The 25,125-nt window shown below is 71.5% G+C and carries 20 protein-coding genes and 3 pseudogenes; 13 read left to right on the top strand and 10 right to left on the bottom strand.

All coding sequences use genetic code 11. The features are described from left to right. Positions 1–126: 126 nt before the first annotated feature. Genes HHX30_RS21140 through HHX30_RS21150 form a run of 3 tightly spaced genes read left to right on the top strand, consistent with a single transcriptional unit; the run spans position 127 to position 4,704 of the window. Entirely contained in the window at positions 127–549 is a 423-nt protein-coding gene (locus HHX30_RS21140; protein WP_169983696.1) for a DUF6220 domain-containing protein, read from the top strand. Next, positions 546–2,546 (top strand): multicopper oxidase family protein, encoded by a 2,001-nt coding sequence (locus HHX30_RS21145; RefSeq protein ID WP_169983697.1) that lies wholly within the window; start codon positions 546–548, stop codon positions 2,544–2,546. Before HHX30_RS21140 ends, HHX30_RS21145 begins: the two co-directional genes overlap by 4 nt. 10 nt (positions 2,547–2,556) lie before the next feature. After that, positions 2,557–4,704: an MMPL family transporter gene (locus tag HHX30_RS21150; protein ID WP_311922667.1), complete on the top strand. Its 2,148-nt coding sequence runs from the start codon at positions 2,557–2,559 to the stop codon at positions 4,702–4,704. A 1-nt stretch (position 4,705) separates the two neighbouring features. Here the strand turns inward: HHX30_RS21150 and HHX30_RS21155 are convergent, their stop codons facing one another. Further along, a complete protein-coding gene (locus HHX30_RS21155) occupies positions 4,706–5,332 on the bottom strand; it encodes a uridine kinase (RefSeq protein ID WP_169983699.1) in 627 nt (208 codons plus the stop codon). A gap of 138 nt (positions 5,333–5,470) precedes the next feature. On the opposite strand from HHX30_RS21155, the gene HHX30_RS21160 reads away from it, so the two are divergent. Together HHX30_RS21160 and cydB are read left to right on the top strand one after the other, a co-directional pair. Continuing rightward, a complete protein-coding gene (locus HHX30_RS21160; protein WP_169983700.1) occupies positions 5,471–6,859 on the top strand; it encodes a cytochrome ubiquinol oxidase subunit I in 1,389 nt (462 codons plus the stop codon). Positions 6,860–6,871: 12 nt separating this feature from the next. Beyond that, entirely contained in the window at positions 6,872–7,846 is a 975-nt protein-coding gene (gene cydB / locus HHX30_RS21165; RefSeq protein ID WP_169983701.1) for a cytochrome d ubiquinol oxidase subunit II, read from the top strand. 54 nt (positions 7,847–7,900) lie between these two features. Here cydB and HHX30_RS21170 read toward each other — a convergent pair whose 3' ends face one another. Both HHX30_RS21170 and HHX30_RS21175 read right to left on the bottom strand, forming a co-directional pair. Continuing rightward, positions 7,901–8,308 carry a pyridoxamine 5'-phosphate oxidase family protein gene (locus tag HHX30_RS21170; RefSeq protein ID WP_169983702.1) on the bottom strand — a complete coding sequence of 136 codons (408 nt, stop codon included), beginning with the start codon at positions 8,306–8,308 and terminating at the stop codon, positions 7,901–7,903. Positions 8,309–8,416: 108 nt separating this feature from the next. Next, a complete protein-coding gene (locus HHX30_RS21175; RefSeq protein WP_169983703.1) occupies positions 8,417–9,829 on the bottom strand; it encodes a methylation-associated defense system protein kinase MAD6 in 1,413 nt (470 codons plus the stop codon). A gap of 198 nt (positions 9,830–10,027) precedes the next feature. On the opposite strand from HHX30_RS21175, the gene HHX30_RS21180 reads away from it, so the two are divergent. Next, the gene (locus HHX30_RS21180; protein WP_169983704.1) at positions 10,028–11,074 is read left to right on the top strand and encodes an NAD-dependent epimerase/dehydratase family protein; all 1,047 of its coding nucleotides are present in this window, start codon (positions 10,028–10,030) and stop codon (positions 11,072–11,074) included. Between the two features lie 23 nt (positions 11,075–11,097). After that, a complete protein-coding gene (locus tag HHX30_RS21185) occupies positions 11,098–11,346 on the top strand; it encodes a hypothetical protein (RefSeq protein ID WP_169983705.1) in 249 nt (82 codons plus the stop codon). Positions 11,347–12,205: 859 nt separating this feature from the next. Here HHX30_RS21185 and HHX30_RS21190 read toward each other — a convergent pair. Then, the gene (locus HHX30_RS21190; RefSeq protein ID WP_169983706.1) at positions 12,206–12,646 is read right to left on the bottom strand and encodes an ATP-binding protein; all 441 of its coding nucleotides are present in this window, start codon (positions 12,644–12,646) and stop codon (positions 12,206–12,208) included. Positions 12,647–12,728: 82 nt separating this feature from the next. Further along, entirely contained in the window at positions 12,729–13,103 is a 375-nt protein-coding gene (locus tag HHX30_RS21195; RefSeq protein WP_311922669.1) for an STAS domain-containing protein, read from the bottom strand. Positions 13,104–13,333: 230 nt separating this feature from the next. Between HHX30_RS21195 and HHX30_RS21200 the strand changes: the two genes are divergently transcribed. After that, positions 13,334–14,515 (top strand): glutamate--cysteine ligase, encoded by a 1,182-nt coding sequence (locus HHX30_RS21200; protein WP_169983707.1) that lies wholly within the window; start codon positions 13,334–13,336, stop codon positions 14,513–14,515. 3 nt (positions 14,516–14,518) lie between these two features. Here HHX30_RS21200 and HHX30_RS21205 read toward each other — a convergent pair whose 3' ends face one another. Together HHX30_RS21205 and HHX30_RS21210 are read right to left on the bottom strand one after the other, a co-directional pair. Then, positions 14,519–15,967: an aminotransferase class I/II-fold pyridoxal phosphate-dependent enzyme gene (locus HHX30_RS21205; RefSeq protein WP_169983708.1), complete on the bottom strand. Its 1,449-nt coding sequence runs from the start codon at positions 15,965–15,967 to the stop codon at positions 14,519–14,521. Between the two features lie 137 nt (positions 15,968–16,104). Then, positions 16,105–16,503: an STAS domain-containing protein gene (locus HHX30_RS21210; protein WP_169983709.1), complete on the bottom strand. Its 399-nt coding sequence runs from the start codon at positions 16,501–16,503 to the stop codon at positions 16,105–16,107. Between the two features lie 499 nt (positions 16,504–17,002). Here HHX30_RS21210 and HHX30_RS21215 point away from each other — a divergent pair, with 499 nt between their 5' ends. Then, positions 17,003–17,335, top strand: a complete 333-nt coding sequence (locus tag HHX30_RS21215; RefSeq protein ID WP_169983710.1) for a hypothetical protein — start codon at positions 17,003–17,005, stop codon at positions 17,333–17,335. A gap of 9 nt (positions 17,336–17,344) precedes the next feature. Here HHX30_RS21215 and HHX30_RS21220 read toward each other — a convergent pair whose 3' ends face one another. Beyond that, complete coding sequence (locus HHX30_RS21220) at positions 17,345–19,252, bottom strand: beta-galactosidase (RefSeq protein ID WP_169983711.1); 1,908 nt, start codon at positions 19,250–19,252, stop codon at positions 17,345–17,347. On the opposite strand from HHX30_RS21220, the pseudogene HHX30_RS43765 reads away from it, so the two are divergent. Both HHX30_RS43765 and HHX30_RS41820 read left to right on the top strand, forming a co-directional pair. Then, positions 19,251–19,940: pseudogene (locus HHX30_RS43765) on the top strand (glycoside hydrolase N-terminal domain-containing protein); the annotation flags it as partial. The gene HHX30_RS21220 and the pseudogene HHX30_RS43765 sit on opposite strands and share 2 nt — an antisense overlap. A gap of 29 nt (positions 19,941–19,969) precedes the next feature. Further along, positions 19,970–21,529, top strand: coding sequence for a glycosyl hydrolase family 95 catalytic domain-containing protein (locus tag HHX30_RS41820; RefSeq protein WP_249350268.1), 1,560 nt, complete (start codon positions 19,970–19,972; stop codon positions 21,527–21,529). Here the strand turns inward: HHX30_RS41820 and HHX30_RS21230 are convergent. After that, a complete protein-coding gene (locus tag HHX30_RS21230; protein WP_396704782.1) occupies positions 21,489–23,069 on the bottom strand; it encodes a cellulase family glycosylhydrolase in 1,581 nt (526 codons plus the stop codon). The genes HHX30_RS41820 and HHX30_RS21230 overlap by 41 nt on opposite strands. On the opposite strand from HHX30_RS21230, the pseudogene HHX30_RS43770 reads away from it, so the two are divergent. Continuing rightward, a pseudogene (locus tag HHX30_RS43770) lies at positions 23,050–23,172 on the top strand (hypothetical protein); the annotation flags it as partial. The gene HHX30_RS21230 and the pseudogene HHX30_RS43770 overlap by 20 nt on opposite strands. An 83-nt stretch (positions 23,173–23,255) precedes the next feature. Here the strand turns inward: HHX30_RS43770 and HHX30_RS43775 are convergent. Then, a pseudogene (locus HHX30_RS43775) lies at positions 23,256–23,660 on the bottom strand (cellulose binding domain-containing protein); the annotation flags it as partial. Positions 23,661–24,097: 437 nt separating this feature from the next. Between HHX30_RS43775 and HHX30_RS21235 the strand changes: the two are divergent. Then, positions 24,098–25,078 carry a LacI family DNA-binding transcriptional regulator gene (locus tag HHX30_RS21235; protein ID WP_169983713.1) on the top strand — a complete coding sequence of 327 codons (981 nt, stop codon included), beginning with the start codon at positions 24,098–24,100 and terminating at the stop codon, positions 25,076–25,078. Positions 25,079–25,125 lie beyond the last annotated feature (47 nt).

Consider the following 25,125-nt stretch of genomic DNA (forward strand, 5'->3'; position numbering starts at 1 on the left):
CGGGACAGGGATCCTCTACGTCCGATTGCGTAGACGCGGCCGTCCGCTGTCAGAGGGCACGGCACCTCACCGGCGCGACGATTTCCGCCATGAACGATCACCCTCCCCAACCTGGAGGAGCGCGCCATGCGTAAATTCTTCGCCGGCCTGGCCATCCTGCAGGTGCTGGCCGTCGTCGCACAGTTCTTCCTGGCCGCCAGTGGTGCGTTCGCCACGGCGTCCAACGACGAGTCCTTCCAGACGCACCGCATGCTGGGGGCCGGAATCGTCCTGCTCGCGGTCCTGGTGACCGTCGTCGCCGCGGTGGCCCGGATGCCCGGGCGGCTCATCGGGATGAGCGGCCTGGTCGCCGGGCTCGCGGTTCTCCAGGCCGTGATCCGGGTGATCGCCGCGGCGTTCGACGACGCGGGCGGCAGCACGACCGCCGGCGAGCTCGTCTTCGGTCTGCACGCCGTCGGCGGTCTCGCCATCATGGCGGTGGCCATGACCATCGTCCGGCAGGCCCGGCGGATGTCCGGGCCCGGCACACCCGTGCGACCGGCTCCGTGAGCACCACACCGCTGATCGTCTCGGACCACGTCGTCGCGCTGCTGAGCAGCGTGGCGTGGTTCGCGGCGGGCGTCACACTGGCGCTGCGGCGCGTCCGGACGGCGCTCGCCGCCCTCGCCGCGGCGGTGCTCGTGACGCTCGTCCGGGTGGTCACCGTGGCGATGCTGGCCGGCCGTGGCTGGTGGTTCGTCCAGGAGAAGGTGCTGCTGGGGCTGCCGCTGCTGGGGGCCGCCGCGACCGGCGCCGTGCTGCTCGCCGGACCACGACTGCTCGCCGCGAGGCGGGGGCGGGGCGACGGCGGCTCCGCGGCCGGCGTGGTCGCGGTGCTCACCGCGGCGTACGCCGCGCTGGCCGGTTTCGCGGTGACCTTCCTGGGCGGGTACCCGCTCACTCCGAGCACGGCGTTGATCACGATCTCGCTCGTGTGCGCCGGTGCGTTGCTGACCGCGCGCGTGGTCGCGCCTCCCGCCCGGAACGCCGCTGCGGCGGGTGCCGCACGGGCGCCGGAGGACGGGCGGGAGGTCTCGCGCCGCCGGTTCGTCGCCTGGACCGGTGGCGCGGTCGTGGCGACCGCGGCCGGCGCCGGCACCGGGCTGTCGCTCCTGTCCACGCCGTCGGTGGCCTTGGGCGGTGGTCCCGGACGCTCGTCCCGGGCGACAGCGTCGGTGGCCGGCCTGCGGTTCTCCGGCGCACCGGCGCCGGGTGGCGCCGTGCGGCGGCACGTGCTCACCGCGAAGAAGGCCACGGTACGGCTCGCGTCCGGACGGGAGATCGACGCGTGGACCTACAACGGCGAGGTCCCGGGTCCGGCGATCACGGCGACCCAGGGCGACCTGATCGAAGTGCGGCTGCGCAACGCCGACATCGAGGACAGCGTGACCCTGCACTGGCACGGCTACGACGTGCCGTGCGGTGACGACGGCGCGCCGGGTGTGACCCAGAAGGATGTGGGCCCGGGTGCGGACTTCGTCTACCGGTTCCGCGCCGACCAAGTGGGCACCTACTGGTACCACACGCATCACGCGTCCCACGTCGGGGTGCACAAAGGGCTGTACGGAACCCTCGTCGTGAGACCGCGCGACGGGCGAGGAACCGGCGACCACCTCCCGGCGGAGCGGACGGACCTGACGCTGCCCGTGCACACCTTCGAGGGCACCGTCGTGATCGCGGACAGGGACGGCCGGACCGTGCACGACGTGTCACCCGGTGAACCCGTGCGGCTGCGACTGATCAACACCGACTCGGTCCCGCATCGGATCGTCCTCGCCGGAACCCCGTTCCGGGTGGCGGCCGTCGACGGACGGGACCTCAACAGACCCGGCGAGGTCGAGGACGTCGGCCTGCGCCTGGCCGCCGGCGGACGATACGACCTGGTGTTCGTCATGCCGGACACGCCCGTGGCACTCGTGGTGGACGACGATCGTGACGGCGGACTGCTCCTGCGCCCGCATGCCGACGCCGGTGACGCCCGCGCCGAGGACACCTCCGGCCTGCCGGAGCTCGACCTGCTGCGCTACGGGGCACCGGCCGCCGTGCCCTTCGACGCCCGCGATGCGGACCGGCACTTCACCATGGTCCTCGATCGAGGCGTGGCCATGGTCGACGGCCGGCCGGCGTACGCGCAGACCGTCAACGGCCGGGGCCACCCCTCCATCCCCGACCAGCTCGTCGCCGAAGGCGACATCGTCCGATTCACCGTCGTCAACCGAAGCCTGGAAACACATCCCTGGCACCTGCACGGCCATGCCGTGTTGATCCTGTCCAGGGACGGGACGCCGGCGACGGGCAGCCCGCTGTGGGTGGACACGTTCGACGTCCGCCCGGGCGAGACATGGGAAGTCGCGTTCCGCGCCGCGAACCCCGGCATCTGGATGAACCACTGCCACAACCTGCCCCATGCGCATCAGGGCATGATGCTGCGCCTCCGCTACGACGGCGTCACCACGCCGTTCGGCGGCTCGCACGGCGCGAGCCCGGGCCATGGCTCAACGACGTGAGGAGAAATTGGTGTCGATCGAGACTCCCCGTAATGACGGAGCTCTGGCGAGACTGGCCCGGTTCTGTTATCGGCGGCGCCGCCTGGTCGTCCTGACCTGGATCGTCGGGGTGATCGCCGTGGCGTTCGCCGGTTTCGGCTACGGCGCCGCCCCCGAGAACGACTTCTCGGGCGGAAACTCCGACTCCGCCAAGGCGCAGGCGCTGATCGAGAGGCACTTCCCCGAGCGGCAGGGGGACACGCTGACTCTCGCCATCAGGGCAGAGCGGGGAGTCGACGACCCCGCCGCCCGTCAGAAGATCGACAAGACACTCGCCGATCTGACGGCCGCACCGGTCGTAGGACCGGTGACCTCGCCCTACCAGGACAAGAGCCTGGTGACCGCGGATCGCCGCATCGCCCGCACGACCATCCCGCTGACCCGGAAGGAGGTGGACAAGACCGAGATCAAGCCCTTGGTGGACATGGTCAGGAACGCTTCCGGCGACGGCGTGACGCTGGCGCTGGGCGGGACTCAGGCGGAGAAGGCCGAGACGCCCCCACAGGGCTCGGCGGAGAGCGTGGGCATCCTGGCGGCAGCGGTGATCCTGTTCGTCGCCTTCGGGTCACTGGTGGCGATGGGTCTGCCGATCGTGACCGCACTGCTGGCGATCGCCGCCGGAATCGCCCTGATGAAGCTGGTGGGCTATCTGGTCCCCGCGCCGGATTTCACCGTCATCATCGCCGCGATGGTGGGGCTCGGCGTCGGCATCGACTACGCGCTGTTCATCGTGACCCGCTACAAGGACGGCCTGCAGGACGGCGACGACCCCGAAAGCGCCACGGTCAAGGCCATCACCACCGCTGGTCACGCGGTGCTGTTCGCCGGCACGACCGTCGTGATCGCGCTGATGGGTCTGATCGTCATGGGACAGCGGCTGATGACCGGAGTGGCCGTCGCCACATCGGTGATCGTGCTGGTGACGATGATCGCCGCGGTGACTCTGCTGCCGGCGTTCCTGGGCTTCACCGGCTACAAGATCAACGCGCTGCGCCTGCCCCGCCGCACGTCCCGGGAGCGCCGTACCCTCGCCGAGCGCTGGGCCGGCGTGGTCCAGCGCAGGCCGCTGGCCTCCGCCACTCTGGCCGGCGCGGTCCTGGTGGTGCTGGCCGCTCCCACGCTGTCGATGCGGCTGAGCAACCCCGACGCCAGTGTCCAGCCCCGCGACAGGAGCAGCTACCTCTCGTACGAGATCCTCTCCGAGGGCTTCGGTCCCGGCTACGGCGCACCCCTGATCTTCGCCGCCGAGGTCGGATCCGGCCAGGCCGATCTGCGTCCCCTCGTCGCAGCGGTCGGCGCGACCGAGGGCATCGCCTACGCCATGCCTCCTCAGGTCAGCGAGGACGGGCAGGCCGCGATCTTCATGGCCTTCCCCACGACCGGATACCAGGACGAGGCGACCGCGGACCTGGTGCACCGGCTCCGCGACGACGTGCTGCCCGAGGCACCCGGCGGCGAGGGGGTCTACGTCGGCGGTCCGAACGCCGCGACGATCGACACAGCCGATGACGTCAGCTCGCGCCTGCCCCTGATGATCGCGGTCGTCGTCGCGGTGTCACTGCTGCTGTTGATCGCACTGGTCCGGTCGGTCACGATCGCGCTGCAGGCCGCCGTCATGAACCTGCTGTCGATCGGCGCCGCCTACGGCGTGCTCGTCGCGGTCGTCCAGTGGGGATGGCTGGGCTCGGCCCTCGGTTTCCCCACGACCATGCCGATCACGACGTGGGTGCCCATGATGATCTTCCCGGTCCTGTTCGGCCTGTCCATGGACTACGAGGTCTTCCTGATCTCGCGGGTACGCGAGGAGTACGAGCGCACCGGCGACACCCGGGCGGCCGTCGCCCGCGGGATGGCGCGGACCGCCAAGGTCATCACGGCCGCGGCCGCCATCATGATCGCCGTCTTCACGACATCCCTGCTCGGCTCCGACGTCGCGGTGAAGCAGGGTGGTCTCGGCATGGCCGTGGCCGTGCTGATCGACGCCACCATCATCAGGCTGGTCCTCGTCCCCGCGGTGATGGAACTGTGCGGCAAGGCCAACTGGTGGATGCCCGGGCGCCGGGCACCGAAGCCGGCCCCGGCTCCATCCTCCGAGGTCGCGGAGGAGGTCGGGGTCTGAGTCATCGGATCACCAGGGCGGGGTGGCGCGGGTCCTCGACGCGGACGGCCACGTCCGCGGCCCGCGCCGGGTCCGCCTCGCGTTCGTACCGTTCGTAGGCGGGCAGCGTCCACCGCTCCCCGGGAGGCGTGCGGCGGGCCAGCGCGGCGGCCGACAGGGACAGGTGGACGGTCAGGTCGAAGGGCAGGCCGCGCCCGAGCAGCAGCGCGCCGTCGACCAGCACCACCCCGCCCGGCTTCAGCGTCACGTAGTCCGCGCGGGTGGCCCGGTCGCGCACGCTGTCCCACAGCGAGGGCAGCACCCGGCCCGTACGGCCCGCCTCCAGCGGCCCGAGCACCTCACGGCGGAGGCCGCCCACGTCCAGCCACTCGTCGTGGAACACGTCGGGGTCGGTCCGGCCGAACTCCAGCCGCAGCGAGGCCGGGCGCCAGAACCCGGCCGCGGGCACCCGCAGGACGTCCCGGCCGCGCAGGCGCAGCGGCTCCACCAGGTCGTCGGCCAGCCGTCCGGGCTCGGTGGGGGGTGCGCCGTCGACGGCGACGCGCACCCACGCGTCGCGCGGCCGGGCGGCGATCAGATCGGCGAGTTCCTCCACGAGCAGGGACGGGGAGACGGGACGGGCGCGCACCCCTCAATCATCTCAATCATCGCCAACAGTCCCGGGAGGATGGTGACGAAGGTCCTTTCCGGCCGGGTCCGGTAGCCCTGGGGGCGTGATCGCGTCTCGGCCAGGCTTCAGACGTCCCTTCATGATTGTGGAGCCCCCATGGACGTCCTGGATCTGTCCCGGTGGCAGTTCGGCATCACGACCGTCTACCACTTCCTGTTCGTGCCCCTCACGATCGGCCTGTCGGTCCTCGTGGCCGGATTCCAGACGGCCTGGCACCGTACGGGCAACGCGGCGTACCTGCGGATGACGAAGTTCTGGGGCAGGCTGTTCCTGATCAACTTCGCGATGGGCGTCGTCACCGGCATCGTCCAGGAGTTCCAGTTCGGGATGAACTGGAGCGCCTACTCGCGGTTCGTCGGGGACGTGTTCGGCGCGCCGCTGGCGATGGAAGGGCTGATGGCCTTCTTCCTGGAGTCCACCTTCCTCGGCCTGTGGATATTCGGCTGGGACAAGCTGCCGAAGAGGGTCCACCTCGCCACGATCTGGCTGGCCGCGATCGGCACGAACATCTCGGCGTACTTCATCCTCGCCGCCAACTCGTGGATGCAGCACCCGGTCGGCTACCGGCTCAACCCGGCCACCGGGCGGGCCGAGCTCACCGACATCTGGGCCGTGCTGACCAACTCGACCACCCTCGCGGCGTTCCCCCACGTCATCTTCGGCGCGTTCGTGACGGCCGGGGCGTTCGTCATCGGCGTGAGCGCCTGGCAGCTCGCCCGCAAGCGTGAGACGGACCTGTTCCGGAAGTCGGCCCGCGCCGCGCTCGTGGTCACGCTGGCCGCGTCGGCCGGCGTCGCGCTGAGCGGCCACTGGCAGGCGCAGATCATGACACAGCAGCAGCCCATGAAGATGGCCGCCGCCGAGGCCCTGTGGGAGGACGAGACCTCCGCCGGCTTCTCCATCTTCGCCGTCGGCGACGTGGAGAACGGCCGCAACCACATCAACATCCAGATCCCCTACGGCCTGAGCCTGCTGTCCACCAACACCCTGGACGGCAAGGTGGAGGGCATCAACGACATCCAGGCCAGGTACGAGAAGACGTACGGCCCCGGCGACTACCGCCCCGTCGTCGGCCTCGCGTACTGGTCGTTCCGCCTGATGATCGGGTTCGGCGCGCTGGCCGGGCTGCTGGCGCTGGCCGGGCTGTGGCTGACCCGGCGCGGACGGTTGCCGGCCGGCCCCTGGTTCTACCGGGCCGCCGTGTTCGGCATCGGCCTGCCGTTCCTGGCCAACACGCTCGGGTGGATCTTCACCGAGATGGGCCGCCAGCCGTGGACCGTCTTCGGCATGATGCGGACCGCCGCGGCCGTCTCCCCCGGCTCCGACATCGGCGAGGTGGCCACCACCCTGGTCGGCTTCACGGTGGTCTACGCCGTGCTGGCGGTCATCGAGGTCCGCCTGCTGCTGAAGTTCATCCGCAAGGGGCCCGAGCCGCAGGACGCGGTCCACGAGGACGGGCCCGCTCTCCCCGCCCTCTCCTACTGAAGGACCGCCGTCATGGAACTCACCACCGTCTGGTTCCTGCTCATCGCCGTCCTGTGGACGGGCTACTTCGTGCTGGAGGGGTTCGACTTCGGCGTCGGCGTCCTGCTGCCGGTCCTCGGCCGCGACGAGGCCGAGCGCGGCACGCTCGTGCGCGCCATCGGCCCCGTCTGGGACGGCAACGAGGTCTGGCTGCTGGTCGCGGGCGGCGCGACGTTCGCCGCCTTCCCCGAGTGGTACGCAACCCTGTTCAGCGGTTTCTACCTGCCGCTCTTCCTGATCCTGCTGGCCCTGATCGTGCGCGGGGTCGCCCTGGAGTACCGCTCGAAGAGCGACAGCACCCGGGGCTGGGACCGCGCGTTCTTCTGGGGCTCGCTCGGCCCGGCCTTCCTGTGGGGCGTGGCCTTCGCCAACATCGTGCGCGGCGTCCCGCTGGACGCCGCGCACGAGTACACCGGCGGCCTGCTCACCCTGCTCAACCCGTACGCGCTGCTGGGCGGCCTGGCCACGCTGGCGCTGTTCACCCTGCACGGCGCCGTGTTCACGGCGCTGAAGACGACCGGCGAGCTGCGCGACCGGGCCAGGACGGCCGCCCGGTGGACCGGCCTGGCCGCCCTCGTGCTGGGCGGGGCGTTCCTGCTGGTCACGCAGTTCATGACCGGCACCCCGGGCACCTGGGTGAGCGTGGCGGCCGCCGCCGCCGGGATCGCCGGCGCGCTCGTCGCGACGCTGCGCGGCAGGGACGGCTGGGCCTTCGCCGCCAACGCCGCCGCGATCGTCGCGGTCACCGTCACGCTGTTCGGCGGCCTGTGGCCGGACGTCATGCCCGCGCTCGACCCCGCCAACAGCCTGACCGTCCACAACGCGGCGTCCACGCCGTACACGCTGGGCGTGATGACCTGGGTCGCGGCGATCTTCACCCCCGTGGTCCTCGCCTACCAGGCATGGACCTACTGGGTGTTCCGCCGCCGCCTGACGGTCACCCGCTGACGCACGCGAGAACGCCCGCCTCGGGGAACGAGGCGGGCGTTTCGCGCATGGGCGCTACCTGTTGAGCCGGCGGCCGGAGATCTGCTCGGGGGCCATGACGATGAAGTGGTCGCGGTTTCCGGGCACCCACGGCGTGAGCGGCAGCGCCGAAAGGCGGGCGATCTCCTCCGGTTCCGAGACCGCTCGGGCGGGACCCACCGCGGTCACCGACCACCCCGTACGGCACGACACGTCGAAGTCGTCGGCCTCGAAGGCCACGATGGCGTTGCGTGCCGCGGCGGCGAGCTTGGAACCGGCGGCGGTGCGGATGACGATGTTCCCGTCGAGCAGGCAGAAGTTGACCGGCTGGACGGCGGGGAGGGCACGATCGGTGAAGACGATCCTGCCGATGGGGGCGGAGGCCAGCAGGTCCAGGCATTCTCCTCCGCTGAGGATCTCCAGGCCGGCCGAGTCGAGCTTCATGTCTGCAAGCCTGCGGGATCGACCGGCGGGCGGGTTAGGGACGAAGGTCCCGTCATCGACGTCGATCGGCCTCCCGGCCCGGGCCGGGAGGCCGGAACAACCCCAGGATCATCGGTGCGCGGGACGGGACAGGCGGCGCAGGGCGTTCCTGAGCCTGCCGCCGAACGGCGCGCGCCGCCGGGGCTGGGCGTCGCGGGCCACCCGCAGCTCGGCGAGGGCCGTGACCGCGTCCGGGCGCTTGGCCGGCGTGGGGTCGCGCATCCGCCGCACGAGGTCCATGACCTCGGGGGCGACGCCGCCGGCGTCCGGCTCGGCGTCCACGCCGGGCATGGGCAGCTCGCCGGTCAGGAGCTGGAAGGCGATCACCCCGGCCGAGTACACGTCGGCGGCGGGGGTCATCCGCTCGGGGCGGGCCCGGCACTCGGGGGCGACGTAGTGGACGTCGAGGATGTTCGGCAGCTCGTTGGCCACGGTGTGCTTGCGCGGGCCGGGCTTGGCGTAGTCGAAACCGGTCAGCATCCCGTTGCCGTCGTCGGTGACGAGCACGCAGGCGGGGGTCAGCGCCCGGTGGATGACGTTGTTGGCGTGGACGTGGGCGAGGCCGTCCAGCATGTCCTCCATCACGCCGAGCTTGGCGTCGATGCCCAGCTTCCGCCCGGTCAGATGCAGGTGCAGGGCCTGCCCGTGCACGTCGTCGAGCACGAGCACGAACCGGCTCTCGTCGTCGATGGCGAAGAAGTCCCGCGAGCGTACGACGCAGGGATGCGGCGGGATCTTGGCGAGCGACTGGTAGGCGTTGGCGATCCGGCGCTGCTCGGCCACCCGCCGCCGCTGCTCGGCCAGCGGGTCGGCGCGGTAGACCCGCAGCAGCACGGTCCCGCTGGTCGGGGCGGTCGCGTTGACGGCGCGATACTCCGTGACCCGGCTGTCGCCGCCGAGCTGCTCCTCCACCTCCCAGTTGCCGAAGCGCGGCGGCGCGGTCGAGCGGCGCACGGTGCCGTTCAGCGCCTCGATGATCGCGGTCCGGTACGGCCCGGCGTCCCGGCTGCATCCGTGCCTGACCCGGGACACGTCGCTGAGCATGGGGATGAGCCCGGCGATGGTGGTGACGTGGCGGGCGTCGCGGCCGCCGGGGTCGACGAGGACGGCACCGGGGGCGGTCAGCACCACCACGTTGTCGACGTACAACCGCTCCAGCTCGCGATGCTCCTCGATGAGCAGGCCCTTCAGCGCCCGTGCGGTGCCGCGCAGCTTGGCCACCGGCGATCCGAACGCCTCCCGGTGCTGGGGGAACCAGCGGGTACCCGACACCTCGAACCGCCCCCTGGCTCCCTTCACGTCGATCACCACGAGGGAGTGGCCGGTGAGCACGACCACGTCCACCTCGAAGAGGTCGGCGCCGCGCGGCACCTCGATGTTGTGCAGCAGCAGCCAGTCGTCAGGGGCGTTGTCCCGCAGGTGCGCGATGACCCTTCGCTCGGCGTCATTGACGGGGCGTCCGCCACCGACGATCTGAGCCATCTCCGCTACTCCGCCTCTCTGACCAGATTGAGAACTTAATCCTCCTAGGTAGCGGTATTCCCGCGCCACCACTGATTCCCCCGCATTGTCCCAGGGGAAATCTGGAGCTCCCGCTTGATCGCCACCGCGCCGGGGAGGGGGCCGTACGTCGGCCGGTAACCGGTTTGCACCGGCGAGTGTCCGGAAACGGAGTATTTCATGCGAGTTGTCGTGATTGGTGCGAGCGGGAACGTCGGCACGAGCGTGCTCACCGCCCTCGAGTCCGAGACCAGCGTGACCTCGATCGTCGGGGTGGCCAGGCGGATGCCGGGCTGGCGTCCGGCGAAGACCGAATGGCGTACGGCCGACGTCTTCCGGGACGACCTCGACCCGATCTTCGCCGGCGCCGACGCGGTCGTGCACCTGGCCTGGCTGTTCCAGCCCACCCACGACCCGGTCACCACGTGGAGGTCCAACGTGCTCGGGAGCGCGCGCGTCTTCGACGCCGCCGCCCGGGCCGGGGTCTCGGTCCTCGTCCACTCCTCGTCCGTGGGGGCGTACTCGCCCGGGCCCAAGGACCCGCCCGTCGACGAGTCCTGGCCGACCCACGGCTGGCCGAACGCCGCGTACGGCCGGGAGAAGGCCTACGTCGAGCGCGTGCTCGACATCTTCGAGCGCGACCACCCGGACATCCGCGTGGTGCGGATGCGCCCGGGGTTCATCTTCAAGGAGGAGGCCGCGACCGAGCAGCGACGGCTGTTCGCCGGGCCGTTCCTGCCGCAGCGCCTGATGCGGCCGGAGTTGATCCCGTTCGTGCCGGACATGCCGCGCCTGCGGTTCCAGGCGCTGCACTCGCGGGACGCCGGCGAGGCGTTCCGGCTGGCGCTCACCCGCGACGTGCGGGGGGCGTTCAACCTGGCCGCCGACCCGTTGATCGACGCCTCCGTGCTGGCGGACCTGCTCGGCGCCCGGCGGGTGCCCCTCCCGGCCGCGGTGGTGCGTACGGCGGTGTCGGCGGGCTGGCACCTGCGGCTGATCCCGGCCTCGCCCGGCATGGTGGAGATGGTCCTGCAGATCCCGATCATGGACACCACCCGCGCCCGTGAGGAACTGGGCTGGCAGCCGCGGCACAGCGCGGTGGACGCCCTGCGCGCGGTGATCGAGGGCATGCGGCGCGGTGCGGGCATGGAGACTCCACCGCTCGCGCCCGGCTCGGGCCGGGAGCGGCTCAAGGAGGTCACGACGGGCGTGGGCACGCGTCCGTGAACGCCGGCCAAGAGGGAGGCACGATGGCGCTGCTCGACCCCGACTGCGTACGCCGGCTGCTGGAGTCGGCCGACCCGGACGTGGCGCTGGTCTTCGTCCGGGGCGAGTGCCTCGTGCTGCCGATCGACGAGATCGACGAGAGGCACCGCAAGCTCGTGGTGGTGCGCCGCGCGGACCTGCCCGAGGCCCACAGCGACGAGCCGGTGACCGAGGAGCGGGTGGAGATACTCACCCGCTGCCTCGAGAACGCCGTGCGCGACCTCGGCGCCTGACCGCGCCACCCACTCCCGGGTGTGTGACGACGGCATCACTTTCGGTAACATCGTCTCTGGCATCCCCAATTGGCATGCGGTTCCGGGCGCCTTGCCCAGGTGTCGCGGGCGCCCGGATATGCCGCCCGATGCCGTCCTCTGAGACAAATGACGGCGTGTCGCGCGCTGACCCAAAATTCCGGAAAGGGCCGCGGACAAATCGGACAGACAACTACTCATCGCGGGACAAATCAGGATCAAAGGCTATCGCAAGCTGTGATCTGATCGTCACTCTTCGTACGGAACCTCGAATGCCGCTCGTTCTCGTTGCGTACACGGTGGGTCACCTGTGAACATCGGGGAAATGGTCCGGAATCCCTCCTACCGGGTCGGCGACGCGACGGCGGCGGGGATTCCGCCCATGGCGCGCTACCGACCGGCCGGGAACGGATTCCTGATCGGGCCGATCGAACGTCCGAGACATCGCTTTCGGACAGCGCATATGGGGAGGGGGCCCCGATGACTGCTATCAGGCCCCGCGGGAGCGCGGGACGCCGTATCGAAGGGCGGATTCACGACCCGGAGTTCGGCTCGTGGATCGGAGAGGTGGCCAGAGCGGTCCGGGACGTGGTGGACAGCACACCCCGGACCATCCGCCTCTGCGCCCTGATCGCGGTTGCCGCCGCGTCATGGGCATTCCTCAGGTAGCCGTCCAGCAGCCGTGAGGAGGTGGTCGCGGACCCAGGTTAAGGCGGCCGGAGAGCCCTGAAGGCCGGGTTTACGGGATCGGGACGATGCCCTGGGCCAACCGGGGCTCAACCAAGGCTCGACCAGGGCCGGCCAGGGTGCTTTCCTGGGTCCGCGACGGGCCGCCGCCCGCTCAGGCCCAGTGAGCGCCGCGCAGGGAGGCGGCGCCCCCACCGGCGGGCGGATCTCCGCCGTCCACCCGCATGAACAGCCGGACGGTCGACTGACCGGGGATCTGGTCGATGGTCACCGAGTCGCACAGCTCGCCCATGAGCCACAGGCCGAAGCCGCGGTCGGCGCGGCCGCCGGGCCGCTCTCCCGGCACCGCGCCCGGCGGCAGGGCGCCGACGTGGTCGGCGATGTCGACGGCGACCACGCCGCCGTCGCACGAGATCGCCAGCGTGCCGGCTCCCCCACCGTGCTCCAGCACGTTGATGGCGGCCTCGTTGGCGGCGATGACGAGGTCGTCCAGCCGGGGGCCGGTGAGGCCCGCCTGCACGGCGTACCGCTGGATGTTCTCGCGCAGTGCCGCGAGATCATCCGTAATCGGCCACTGCCGGCGGTGATCCACCACCTGTCCTCCTCGCCGCTGCCTTCCGGCTGGGTCTGCCGCCCGGTATCTCCGAGGCTACCGTCTCGTTACTCGTCCGATGCCTTCACCTGGGGGTCGACCGCGCGACGACCATGTCGACGGCCTCCGCGAGGCCCGGCGCGACGGCGAAGCCGTTGATCAGCCCGGTGGTCGTGAAGATCCTCGTGAGCCGCGGATTCAGGCCCGCCAGCGTCACCGCGCCGTTCCGCTCCTGCAGCAGCTTCCGCACCGCCAGCAGGATGCGAATGCCCGTGGAGTCGCAGAAGCTCAGCAGGCTCAGGTCGAGGACGAGTTCGCGCCGCTCCCCGCCGAGGGCCGCCTCGACGTCCTGGCGCAGCCGCTCGGCGTTCGTGTAGTCCAAGGCGCCGTCGAGCGCGACGACCAGCACGTGGTCGGCGACAGGGGCGGACACGGGGGTCATTACGACGGCGGCGGTCACGAGCACACCTCGGCGGACGCTGCGAACGGGGGACGGCGGGGCGGGGGGAGACGGTGTCAGTCTAGGGCAGCGACGCCGCGGGACCGGGGCGTACGGCTCGCGGAGGGTCCTTCGCCCCGTGTGGAGGGTCAAGAGTGGAGGGTCAAGAAACGCCATTTGTGGTTTTTCGCCTCATGGTCCGGGGGAGTGGGGGATTGACCGACTGGACCCTCCTCCAAAGAAGATCGCTCATGCCGGACGTGACAAGGGAGGTCCAGTTCGACACCGTGCACGGACCCTCCCTCGTCGCGCAGGCAACCGCGAGTTCGGCGACGCTCACGCTCGGGGTGGAGGAGGAGTTCCTGCTCGTCGACCCGCGAACCGGACGGGTCGTCCCGGCGGCGCGGGAGATCCGCGAGCGGGCGGCCGGGCCGGGGGCGGACCGGCTGGTGTTCGAACTGACACAGTTCCAACTGGAGAGCAACAGCGCGGTGCACGTCAGCCTGGAGGACCTGCACGGCGACCTGCTCGAGATGCGGCGCGCCGCCGCCGGGGCCGCCGCGAGCGCGGGGCTCGGGCTCCTCGCGTGCGGCACGGCACTGGACGGCAACGCGGGGGTGCCGCCCCTGTCGCCGTGCCCCCGCTACCACGCCATGCACCGCGAGTTCGGGGCCGTCATGGAGGGCCAGGGGGTGTGCGGCTGCCACGTCCACGTGGGCATCGGGGACCGCGAGGAGGCGTTGCGGGTCAGCAACCACCTGCGGCCCTGGCTCCCGGCCGTGCAGTCGCTCGCGGCCAACTCGCCGATCGCGGACGGCCGCGACACCGGCTACGCGAGCTGGCGGGCGCTGATGATGGGCCGATGGCCGAGCGCGGAGCCGCCGCCGTTCTTCCGGTCGCTCCGGCACTACGAGAGCCTCGTCGACGGCATGCTGGCCGGGGGCGTGATCATGGACCGGAAAATGATCTACTGGCTCGTCCGCCTGTCCGACCACGTGCCGACGCTGGAGATCCGCGCTGCCGACGTGTGCCCGACCGCCGGCGAGGCCGTGATGCTGGCCGGGCTCGTGCGGGGGCTGGCCGAGACGGCGCTGCGTGACGCGCGGGCCGGCGTGCCCGCCCCCGACGTCGAGGACACCCTGCTACGGGCGGCCTACTGGCGGGCCGCCCGTGACGGCGTGGACGGTGAAGCCTTCGACCTGCTCACCGGAGCTCGCGTGCCGGCCTGGCGCCTGGTGGACCGCCTGCTCGAGCACGTGCGGCCGGTGCTGGAGGAGAACGGCGACTGGACGCCGCTGACCCTCCAGCTCGACCGCGTACGGCACAGCGGGTCGGGGGCGGCGCGTCAGCGGGCGGCGTACGCCCGGCACGGCCGCCTGCGTGAGGTGACCGAGCTGCTCATGACGCAGACGGCCGCCTCCTGCTGGGCCTGATCCTCACTCCGCGACGACGCGCAGCGTCTTCAGGCTGGGGTCGCTCACGTCCGGGATGCCCATGCCGCCTTCGAGCCCGCTGGTCAGGTAGCTCAGCACCGGCTTCGTGATGCGCTCGCCCGGGCACAGGGCCGGCGCGCCGGGCGGGTACGGCGTGACCATCTCGGCCACGATCCGGCCCACCGCCTGACCGGTGGGCACGATCTCGACCTGCCCGAAGAACGCGTCCCTGGGCAGCATGGCGACGTCCAGCTCCAGCTCGCCCGGCTCGGGCACGTCGATCCTGGCCGCCGGCGGCAGGTCGGAGGCCGACGACAGGGCGCGCAGCGCGTCGAGCAGCACGCCGACCGTCTCCTCGCTGTCGGCGACGGTGATCTCGGCGCTGACCCGGCGGTGGTCGCTCAGCGAGAAGTTGACGTGGCAGCGCTCGCGCAGCCAGTCGCAGGCGTGGTAGCCGTCGACGCCGAGCTGCGACACGTCAATCACGATCTTGAGTGGATCGACGTCGAAGGCCCCGGTGTTCTCCTTGCTCAGCACCCACAGGCCGGGCATCTTGTCGATCTCCCCGCGGACCGACTCCGCGAGCTCCAGCGCACGGTCGAGCAGGTCCTTGCCGCGCTCCACCATCTGCCTGCGCCAGCCGTCGAGCGCCGCGTAGATCAGCGTCGAGGGGCTGGTCGTGCCGAGCAGGTCCTCACGCGCCTTGAGCACGGCCGGGTCCACCCGGTTGCCCTGGAGGTGGAACACCGAGCTCTGCTCCAGCCCGTTGCCCATCTTGTGAACGCTCGTCACGCACACGTCCGCCCCGGCGTTCATGCCCCACGTGGGCAGGTCCTCGTGGAACGGCAGGTGGGCGCCCCACGCCTCGTCCACGATGAAGGTCCGGTCGTACCTGCGGCACACTTCGCTGATGCTCGCGAGGTCGGCGCAGGTGCCGTAGTCCACCGGGCTGGCGACGATGGCGCCCTTGGCGTCGGGGGCGGCCTTGAACGCCTCCTCCATCGCCCGTGGTGTGGGCGGATACGACATGTGGAGATCGCCGTCCCAGTCCCCGTGGACCCAGACGGGCTCGACGCCGCTCAGGATCAGCGCCGAGATGACCGACTTGTGGGAGTTGCGAGCGACCAGCAGTTTCTCCCCGGGACCGGCCACGGAGAGCATGGCGCTCTTGACGGACAGGGAGCTGCCGCAGGTGGAGAAGAACGCCTTCTCGGCGCCGACGGCCTCCGCCATGAGCTGCTGCGCGTTCTGGAGCACGCCGTTGCTCTGCAGCCGGTCGTCCAGGCCGTTCATGACCATGACGTCGTCCCGGAAGAGATCCTCGCCCAGGATCTCCAGAACCCGTGGGTCCACCCCCCGCCCCTGCTTGTGGCCGGGAGGAGTGAAGCTGAGGTCTCCCCGCCGGCGATAGGCGGTGAGCGCCTCCAGCACGGGTGCGCGGGACTGATCCATGTCCGTGTTCCTCCCCCTGAACGACGGGGCCGTTCCCCTCGTCCGCGCGTACCCGGACCTGACCGGCACAAACGACCGCGGCGGGCGGTCAGAGGCCCCCGCCCTCGGTGCGAGGGCGGGGGCCGGTGGTCAAACGGTCAGACCATGGACACGTCGCGCGAGGCGCTCACCACCATGGCGGCGACCGCCTCGACGGGCGTGCCGTCGATGATGAACGTGTCGCGCAGCCGGGTCGCCTCAAGGACGATCTTCAAGATGCCGTGAACTCCGGTGAGCCGCATCGAACCGGCGGCCTTCTGGATGTCGTCCCGGGCGTCCAGCAGCGCCTCCAGGCCACTGGAGTCGCAGAACCGCAGACCGGACGCATCCACCACGATCTTCACGCGACCCTGGCGGACAAGATTCCCGATCGCCCTCCGGAACGTGTCTCCGCTGGCGATGTCGAGTTCACCGCGCAGCGCGACCACGACGGCCGGCTGGTGATCGCTCACAGTAATCTCGAGCTGCTGCGTTGTCATATACGCGCCTTCATCCATATTTTTCGGGCGTACTGTCGTGAACGACGCTACCCGGCGGAGTGTCAGGTCCCGGTAATGCGCGACGGTCGGCGGTATGCGAGTCCGTCCGGCAATCCCACCTGTACGCCAGAATGTGGCAAATAGGTAAAGATGTAGGGCTACGTGATGATCTCTGGCGAGGTGTCCCGATCGTCCCGGGGTCGCGGGAAACCACTGTCCTTCAGGGGTTTCCGGCCTGTGGATGATCGCCGGAGGCGGGCATCCGGGCGCGATGCCGGTGCGGGCCGCCCGGTCTCTCGGGGGTGGAGACTGGACTCCTTCAAACATACCAGTCGGCCAGTCAAATGACACCTATCCAGAATTTCTCCGATAATGCTCACCTTTCCTGGTCCCTCTTGGCGAACCCATTACCGGCCGTGCCGATCCCGTCGTCCACCCCTTGGACCGCCGGTGCTTGGGGCGTCCGTACGCGGGTAGAGGGCGCGTTCCCGGAAGTACGGCGAACGGGAGGATCGGCATGGCAGACGAGATCGCCGAGGGCAGGAACGCGGCGCGGGCGCTGGCGGCGAGGACGCCCGGCTGGATGGTCTGGTACGGCGACCGCACCGGAAGCTACTGGGCCGTCCCCCGGGTGACGACGGTGCTGGTGCCGCGCATGCTGGAGGCGCCGACGGCGGACGACCTGGAGAAGGAGATCGGGCAGGCCGAGGGCCGCCCCGCCCGGGAACAGGCGCGGGACGAGCCGCGGCCCGGGCGGCCGGAGGGGACGCGGCAGGAGACGGCGGAGGCCGCCCGGCACCGCCGGCCGGCCGCCGAGGCCCCGGAGCCCCGGATTCCGGTGACCCACTGACGGTTCGTCCTACCGCGCGCTCCGCACCACGACGCACTGTCCGGGGCGCAGGGCGCCGGTGACGGGCCTGCCGGTGATCAGGTCGGTGCCGTGGACCGGCACGGGCTGCTCGTCCGCCGTGTGGTTGAGGGCGACGACCTGGTCGCGCCGCCGCACGATCTCGACGCCGGGGACGCCGTCCCCGGCCAGGCCGGCGGCGGCCAGCAGCCGGGCGTACCCGGGGTCGTCGAGCCGCGTCGAGACGTACCAGGCGGTGCCCTCGCCGAAGCGGTGACGGGTGACCGCGGGCCCGCCGCCGGGGTAGCGGGCGACCGCCTCGGCCCCGGCCAGGTGGACGACCTCGCTCCAGGCGGTCGCGCGGCCGAGTTCCGGCAGCTCCACCGGGCCGGCGAGCGGGCGGAACTCCTCCACGCGGATGCCGAGGACCTCGCGCAACGCCCCCGGGTAGCCGCCCGTCCGCACCCGGGTGTGCTCGTCGGCGATCCCGCTGAAGTACGACACGACGAGCGTGCCGCCGCCCTCGACGTACGCCGCGAGGTTGCCGGCGGCCTCGTCGGAGATGAGGTAGAGGCTCGGCACGAGGACGGCCCGGTGCGCCGACAGGTCGTGCGACGGATGGGCGAAGCAGGCGGTCACGCCCTGCCGCCACAGCACCCGGTGGGCCTGCTCGACGGCCGCGAGGTAGTCGATCTCGGTGGACGGCAGGCCGGGCCGCTGGACGGCCCACCACGCCTCCTCGTCCCATAGGATCGCGGCCTCCGCCTCGACGGGGGGCCCGCCGGGTGGCGCGGGGATCCGCTTCAGCGCCTCGCCCAGGGCGCAGACCTCACGGAAGACGCGTGAGTCCGGGCCCGCGTGCGGGACCATGCCGGGGTGCCACTGCTCGGCGCCGCCGCGGGAGGCGCGCCACTGGAAGAACAGCACGCCCTCCGCGCCGCGGGCGACGTGTTGCAGGCTGTGCCTGGCGATCTCCCCGGGCTCCTTGGCCGCCACGCGGGGGCCCGTCACATACCCCGTGGCCTGCTCCATGAGCAGCCAGGGCCGCCCGCGCGCCCACGACCTGGCCAGATCGGCGGCGAACGCGCTCTGCTCGGCCGCCGCCATGCCCTGCCCCGCGGGATAGTGGTCGACGGCGACGAGGTCGACCTCGGTCGACCACTTCCAGTGGTCGACCGAGGCCCACCCGGCCAGCACGTAGTTGGTGGTGACGGGCACGCCGGGGGTCAGGCCGCGCAGCAGGTCGCGCTGCTCGCGGAAGTGGGCGAGCATCTCGTCGGAGACGAACCGGCGGAAGTCGAGCGCCTGCGCGGGGTTCTGGAGATACTGCGTCGCCCTGGGCGGGGTGATCTGCGCCCAGTCCGAGTAGTGCTGGCCCCAGAACGCCGTCGTCCACGCGTCGTTGAGCGCGTCGAGGCCGCCGTACCGCTTCCGCAGCCAGGCCCGGAACGCCGTCGCGGCGTGGTCGCAGTGGCAGGGCGTGCCGTACTCGTTGTGCACGTGCCACATCGCCAGCGCGGGGTGGTCGCGGTAGCGCTCGGCGAGGGCGCGGGTGATCCGCAGCGACGCCTCCCGGTAGGCCGGGGCGCTCACGCAGTAGGTGTCGCGGCTGCCGTGCGTGAGCCGTACGCCGTCCCGGGTGACGGTCAGGGCGTCGGGGTGCGAGAGGGAGAACCACGGCGGGGGAGAGGCGGTCGGAACGGCGAGGTCCACCCGGATCCCGCCGTCGGCGAGCAGGCCGAGCACGCGGTCGAGCCAGTCGAAGGTGTGGCGGCCCTCGGACGGCTCAAGTCGCGCCCAGGAGAAGACGCCCACGGTCACGAGGGTGACCCCGGCCCGGCGCATGAGCGTCACGTCCTCGGCCCAGACCTCTTCGGGCCACTGCTCCGGGTTGTAGTCCCCGCCGTACCAGAGCGGCATGCACTTGCCCTTCTTTAGGCTGGAGGCCAAACTAATTCGGGTGGATCAAGGAGTCAACGGCTTCGTCTCGCGCACCCGTACGGGCGACTGGGAGCACGCGCTGATCAGCGGGAACGGCCGGCAGGGCGCCCTGGTCTACGGGACGGGCCCCGAGATGCGGGTCGCGCTGTCGCACGAGCGGCTGTTCCTGCCCACGCTGCCGCCGATCGACCCGCCGGAGACCGCCAGGATCCTGCCGGAGCTGCGCGCGCTGCTCCACGAGGGGGAGTTCCGGCGGGCGGCCGAGCGGGTGATGGAGGTGGCCGTCGAGCAGGATCCCGGCTACGCGGACCTGCGCTGGGTCGACCCGCTGATCGGCGCGGGGACCCTGACCTACACGCACGGGACGGCGCCGGAGGGCTACGAGCGGAGCTGCGACTTCACGACCGGGCTGGTGACCCAGGAATGGCCCGGGGTCCTCAGGCAGGAGGCCTTCGTCTCCCGCGCCCGCGACGTCGTGGTGATCCGCCTCCTGGGCGACGTCTCGGGGACCCTCGCGCTCGCGCCGGTCGGCGGGGAGCCCCCGGCGCCGGTCGCGTACGCGACACAGGTCGCCCCCGACCGGCTGGAGTTGCGCGCCGAGTTCTCCCGGCAGGGAGGTGTCACGGGATACACCGTGGAGTGCCGGGTCCACACCGAGGACGGCCGGCTGCGGGCGGGTGGCGGCGTGCTGGAGGTGTGCGGCGCGCGGGAGGTCACGATCCTCGCCCGGACCGTCGTCCACCCCGCCCCGCCCCGGCCGAGCCGTGTCCGCTGGACCGGATCGTCCCCGACGCCGCCCGGCTCCTGCGGGACCACGCCGCGATCCACGGCGACCTGTCCGGCCGCGTACGGCTCCGCCTCGGCGGACGCGACGCGCGCCCCGGGAGCGAGGACCTGCTCGCGCGCGGCGGGCCCGAGCTGGTCGAGGCCGTCTTCGCGGCGGCGAGGTACGCGATCGTCTCCAGCGTGGGGGAGCTGCCGCCGACCCTGCAGGGCGTGTGGAGCGGGACGTTCCGGCCGCCGTGGCAGTCCGGCTACACCCTCGACGGCAACCTGCAGGCGGCGGTCGCCGGGCTGCTCGTCACCGGCACGCCCGAGCTCCTGCTCCCGGTCTTCGACCTGCTCGAACGCCTCCTGCCCGACTTCCGGGACAACGCCCGCAGGCTGTACGGCTGCCGGGGGATCCTCGTGCCGGCCCACGTCTCGACCCACGGCAGGCACAACCACTTCCACCCCACGTGGTGCCTGACCTTCTGGACGGCGGGGGCGGCCTGGCTGTCGCGGCTCTACTACGACTACTACGACCACACGGGCGACCTCGGCTTCCTCCGGGAGCGGGCGCTGCCGTTCATGACCGAGGCGGCCGAGTTCTACGAGGACTTCCTGGACGAGCACGGGAACTTCGCGCCCTCGTACTCGCCGGAGAACGCCCCTTCCGGCGGCGACGCCCAGGCGTGCGTCAACGCCACGATGGACATCGCCGCCGTACGCGACCTGCTGCGCAACCTCGTCCGGGCACATGGGGAGTCGTCGCTCGACGCGCGCCGGTGGCAGGCCCTGCGCGACCGCCTGCCGGCGTACCGGATCGCGCCCACGGGCGAGCTGTCGGAGTGGGCGCCGCCACCCGGTCTCACGCTGGAGGACGACCACGCCCACCGGCACGCCTCGCACCTCTACCCGTTCTGGTACGACACCGGCGAGGCCGCCGACCCGGCCCTGCGCGCCGCGGGCGCCGAGGCCGTACGCCGGCGGCTGGAGTGGTGGCGCGGAGCGGAGTCGGACGAGATGGCCTTCGGGCTGGTCCAGCTGGGCCTGGCCGCCGCGAACCTCGGCATGGCGGCGGAGGCGTCGCAGGCCCTCGACCTGCTGGTCACCCGTTACTGGCGGGCCAACATGGTCTCCACCCACAACCGCGACGCGATCTTCAACGTGGACGTGTGCGGCGGGGTCCCCGCGCTGGTCGCCGCGATGCTCGTCCGGTCGAGGGCGACCGCCTCGACCTGCTCCCGGCCTGCCCCTGGCCGTCCGGCGAGGTGCGCGGCCTGCGCGCCCGGCGCGGAGTCGTCGTCGAGCGCCTCACCTGGTCCCCCGAGGGCGTCGAGGCCGTCCTGGCCGGCGCCGCCTCCCGCCGCCTCACCGTCACCACCCCCCGGACCCGCCGCTGACGGCGACGGGTGCCGCGGCCGGTGTGGCCGCGGCACCCGTACGTGGTTCGTCAGGTGGTGCTTCCGGTCACGGTGGCGCCGGACTTGGTGATGTAGTAGGTGATCTTCGTCCCGCTCCAGAAGTGGAAGGTGAGGGTGACGCGGCCGTCGTTGACCTCGGCGAAGAACTCGGGTTTCAGGATGATGGTGTTCGCGGTGTAGTCGGGCTGGAAGGACGCCCAGAACTCCTTGTACGAGGTCCAGTTGGCCGGTCCCGCGGGGCTGCCGTCGGCGTACTTGGCCTCCATCGTGGCGAGCTGGTCGCCGCGGAACTGGGTGGGGATGGAGAACGAGGAGGTCGTGCCGGTGGCGGCGGCCTGGGTCGGCGGGTCGGAGGTGATGACGCTGATCTGCCAGGGCGCGCCCTGGGAGAAGCGGGCCTCGATGGTGGCGTTCACGCCGTAGGCCCGGTTCCCGGCCAGCCGGGTGAGGGCCGCCGCGGTGAGGGTCAGCGTGTTGCCGGACACGGTGTAGTCCGCGCCGTTGGCGAGGTTGGTGCCGCCCTGTCGCAGGCCCTGGAACGAGGTGCCGTTGAGGTTGAGCGTGAGCGTCCTGGCGGTGATCGTGCCGCTGCGCGGGAGATACACCTGGTCGGAGGAGGCCGTGCCGGATCGCATGGTCCAGCTGGCCTTCATCATCTCGTAGATGCCCTGGTCCCGCCATCGCAGCGCGTTGCGCTCCAGGAACGAGCCCGCGTCCCAGAGCATGGTGGTGAGCTTGCGGATGCGGGCGTTGTAGCCGACGGCCTCGATGAACTTCAGGAACTCGCCGCGTTCGATGATGCCGGGCCTGGTGTAGTCGTAGGCGAGCAGCGCCCACTCTCCGACGATCACGGGGATCCCGCGGGACACGAACGTGTTGTACACCCGGTCGAAGCCGCTGACCAGGTCGCTTTCGACGTTGCTGTCATAGCGGGTGCCGCCGGCGATGTTGGCGCTGAACGGCCACCACCCGTAGAAGTGCACCGTCGCGGCGAGGTTGGGGTCGTGCAGTTGGTTGAAGGTGCCCGTCAACGCGTCCAGCCGGGCCTGCTCGGAGCTGGTGTACAGGGTGGGCAGCACGAGCAGCCGGGTGGCGTTGCCGCCGCCGGAGGCGCGCACGAGGCGGACGAACGCGGTGTTGAGCTCGTTCAGCACCTGGTCGCTCTCGCTGTCTCCCGAGGTGCCGGTGAACTGCGGCTCGTTGATGCTCTCGAACACCAGCTTCTGCGAGTAGTCGCGGAACGTGCCGGCGAGTTGCCGCCACAGCGCGTTGTACCGGTTCATCACGGTCGTGCGGTCACCGGGGTATCCGTTGATCCACTGCCAGGAGTCGTGATGCAGGTTGATCATCACGGAGAAGCCCTCGGCCAGGGACCAGTCGACCACCTGGCGGACGCGGCTCAGCCAGGCGGCGTCGAGGGTGTAGTCCGGCGCCGGGCCGTGGTGGTTGCTCCAGGTGATCGGGATCCGGATGCTGTTGTATCCCTGGGAGCGCACGTAGTGCAGCATGGCCTGGGTCGTCGGCGGGTTGCCCCAGGACGTCTCGTCGGGGATCGCGTCGAAGGTGTTGCCCAGGTTCCAGCCGGGCTGCATGGCGGCCACCCTGGCCATCGCGTCGCCCGGCTGCGGCGACGCCGACGGCGAGGGGGACGGCGACGGGCTGGGCGATACCGACGGCGAAGGCGACGGCGAGGGGGACCGCGACGGACTGGCCGTCGGCGAAGGGCTGGGGGATCGCGACGGGCTCGCCGACGGCGACGGCGACGGCGAGCCGGCGTTCCCGGTGCACGTGACGCCGTTGAGGGTGAAGGTGTCCGGCGCGGTGTTGGCGCTCGACCATGACCCGTTGAAGCCGAAGGAGACCGTCGCGTTGGTCGCGATGGCCGCGTTCCAGCTTTCGTTCACGGCGGTGACCTGCGCGCCCGACGAGGTGATCGTACTGCTCCACGCCTGGGTCACCCGCTGTCCGGACGGGAACGTCCAGGCCAGGCGCCAGCCGTTGACCGGGTCGCCGAGGTTGGTCACGTTCACGTCGGCGGTGAACCCGCCCGGCCATTGGGCCGAGACGGTGTACGCCACGCGGCATCCGGCCGCCGCCTGGGCGCCCACGGCCGTCAGAATCCCCGCCACCAGCAGCGCGACCACGGCGCCGGCGACCGCGCCGGCCCGCAGCCGGGCTCTTCGTAACCTGTGCAGCTTCACCGTTGCTCTCCCTTGTGCGCGTCAGCCGTGGACTGCGCCGGCCGATCTCGGCTGCGAAACAAATCGGCTCATTGGCCGGAAAGTTTTCCGGCAATTCGCCGGAAACATAACAGCCCGGTAGATCGAGGGCCACTGTTCCGCTCAGGGGGCCGAGTCGGCGTGCACGCGGATGCCCGATGGCGCCGATAATTTCTTGGATAACCAGCGGAAAACGAGGCTGAAACTTTCACTGTCGCCGGCGGGCGCACACGCGGGCCTCGGCACGGCCCGACGGGTTATCCTTTCGCCCTGAGCGGGCCCGCGACGTTCGACGGGGCGGGAACGGCACGGCAGGACGCGGCGCCGGGCCGGCGAGGAGGGGGGCCGAGTTGTCGTATGCCGGGCCGGACGGGCCCGTTGCCGACCGGGAGCGTCCGAAAGGCGATCCCGCGCGGCCCGTGACCATCTCCTACATCGCCGAGACCGCCGGGGTGTCGATCCCCACGGTGTCCAAGGTCGTCAACGGCCGTTCCGGCGTGTCGCCGGACACCCGCGCCCGCGTCGAGGCGCTCATCCACGAGTACGGGTACCGCAAGACCAACCGCAGGAACCTGCTGGAACTCGTCTTCGGCGAGTTGGAGGACCTGTGGGGGATCGAGATCATCCGCGGGGTCGAGCGGGTGGCTCGCGAGCACCGCGTAGGGGTCGTGCTGACAGAGTTCGGGCCGCGGCCTGACACTGGGGATCACCCGATCGACGACACGCTGGCCCGCCGCCCCGCCTGCGTCGTGACCGTGGCCCAGTTGTCGGAGGAGCAGCGCGACCGGCTGCGCGCCAACGACATCCCCTTCGTGGTCTTCGACCCCACGACCGAGCTGCCGGACGGCGTCCCCTTCGTCGGCGCGACGAACTGGGCGGGCGGCCGGTCCGCCACCCGCCACCTGATCGGGCTGGGCCACCGCCGCATCGCGATGATCTCCGGCCCGGACGGGGTCCTGTGCTGCCGGGCCAGGCTGGACGGCTACCGCTCCGCCCTGGAGGCCGCCGGCCTGGCGGTGGACCCGGGCCTCGTGGTGCGCGCCGACCTCACCAGGCAGGACGGCCGGACGGCCGCGCTCGCCCTGCTGGACCGCGCGGACCCTCCCACGGCGGTCTTCGCCTGCAACGACCTGCAGGCGCTCGGCGTCTACGAGGCCGCGCGGGAGCTGGGACTGCGGATTCCGGCGGACCTGAGCGTGGTCGGCTTCGACGACCTGCCCGTGGCCGCCCTGGTCGACCCCCCGCTGACCACCGTCCACCAGCCGCTCGCCGAGATGGCGGCGGCCGCCACCGAACTGGCGCTCGCCCTGGGGCGCGGCGAGCGGACGCCGCAGGTCGGTCTCGAACTGGCCACCACTCTCACCGTCCGGCAGAGCACCGCCCGGCCGGCGGATCACTGACCGGAGCGTGGCGACGCCCCGCCGGTGGGAGGCGCGGCGGGGCGTCG

The organism is Microbispora sp. H10836 (genome assembly GCF_012999525.1).
In the GTDB taxonomy this organism is placed as follows: Bacteria; Actinomycetota; Actinomycetes; order Streptosporangiales; family Streptosporangiaceae; genus Microbispora.

Bases quoted from the DNA above. Each gene is read 5' to 3' on its own strand.
- HHX30_RS21140 (WP_169983696.1), top strand. From the start codon at position 127: ATGCGTAAATTCTTCGCCGGCCTGGCCATCCTGCAGGTGCTGGCCGTC.
- HHX30_RS21160 (WP_169983700.1), top strand. From the start codon at position 5,471: ATGGACGTCCTGGATCTGTCCCGGTGGCAGTTCGGCATCACGACCGTC.
- cydB (WP_169983701.1), top strand. From the start codon at position 6,872: ATGGAACTCACCACCGTCTGGTTCCTGCTCATCGCCGTCCTGTGGACG.
- HHX30_RS21170 (WP_169983702.1), bottom strand. From the start codon at position 8,308: ATGAAGCTCGACTCGGCCGGCCTGGAGATCCTCAGCGGAGGAGAATGC.
- HHX30_RS21175 (WP_169983703.1), bottom strand. From the start codon at position 9,829: ATGGCTCAGATCGTCGGTGGCGGACGCCCCGTCAATGACGCCGAGCGA.
- HHX30_RS21180 (WP_169983704.1), top strand. From the start codon at position 10,028: ATGCGAGTTGTCGTGATTGGTGCGAGCGGGAACGTCGGCACGAGCGTG.
- HHX30_RS21185 (WP_169983705.1), top strand. From the start codon at position 11,098: ATGGCGCTGCTCGACCCCGACTGCGTACGCCGGCTGCTGGAGTCGGCC.
- HHX30_RS21200 (WP_169983707.1), top strand. From the start codon at position 13,334: ATGCCGGACGTGACAAGGGAGGTCCAGTTCGACACCGTGCACGGACCC.
- HHX30_RS21205 (WP_169983708.1), bottom strand. From the start codon at position 15,967: ATGGATCAGTCCCGCGCACCCGTGCTGGAGGCGCTCACCGCCTATCGC.
- HHX30_RS21210 (WP_169983709.1), bottom strand. From the start codon at position 16,503: ATGGATGAAGGCGCGTATATGACAACGCAGCAGCTCGAGATTACTGTG.
- HHX30_RS21215 (WP_169983710.1), top strand. From the start codon at position 17,003: ATGGCAGACGAGATCGCCGAGGGCAGGAACGCGGCGCGGGCGCTGGCG.
- HHX30_RS21220 (WP_169983711.1), bottom strand. From the start codon at position 19,252: ATGCCGCTCTGGTACGGCGGGGACTACAACCCGGAGCAGTGGCCCGAA.
- HHX30_RS21230 (WP_396704782.1), bottom strand. From the start codon at position 23,069: ATGGCCAGGGTGGCCGCCATGCAGCCCGGCTGGAACCTGGGCAACACC.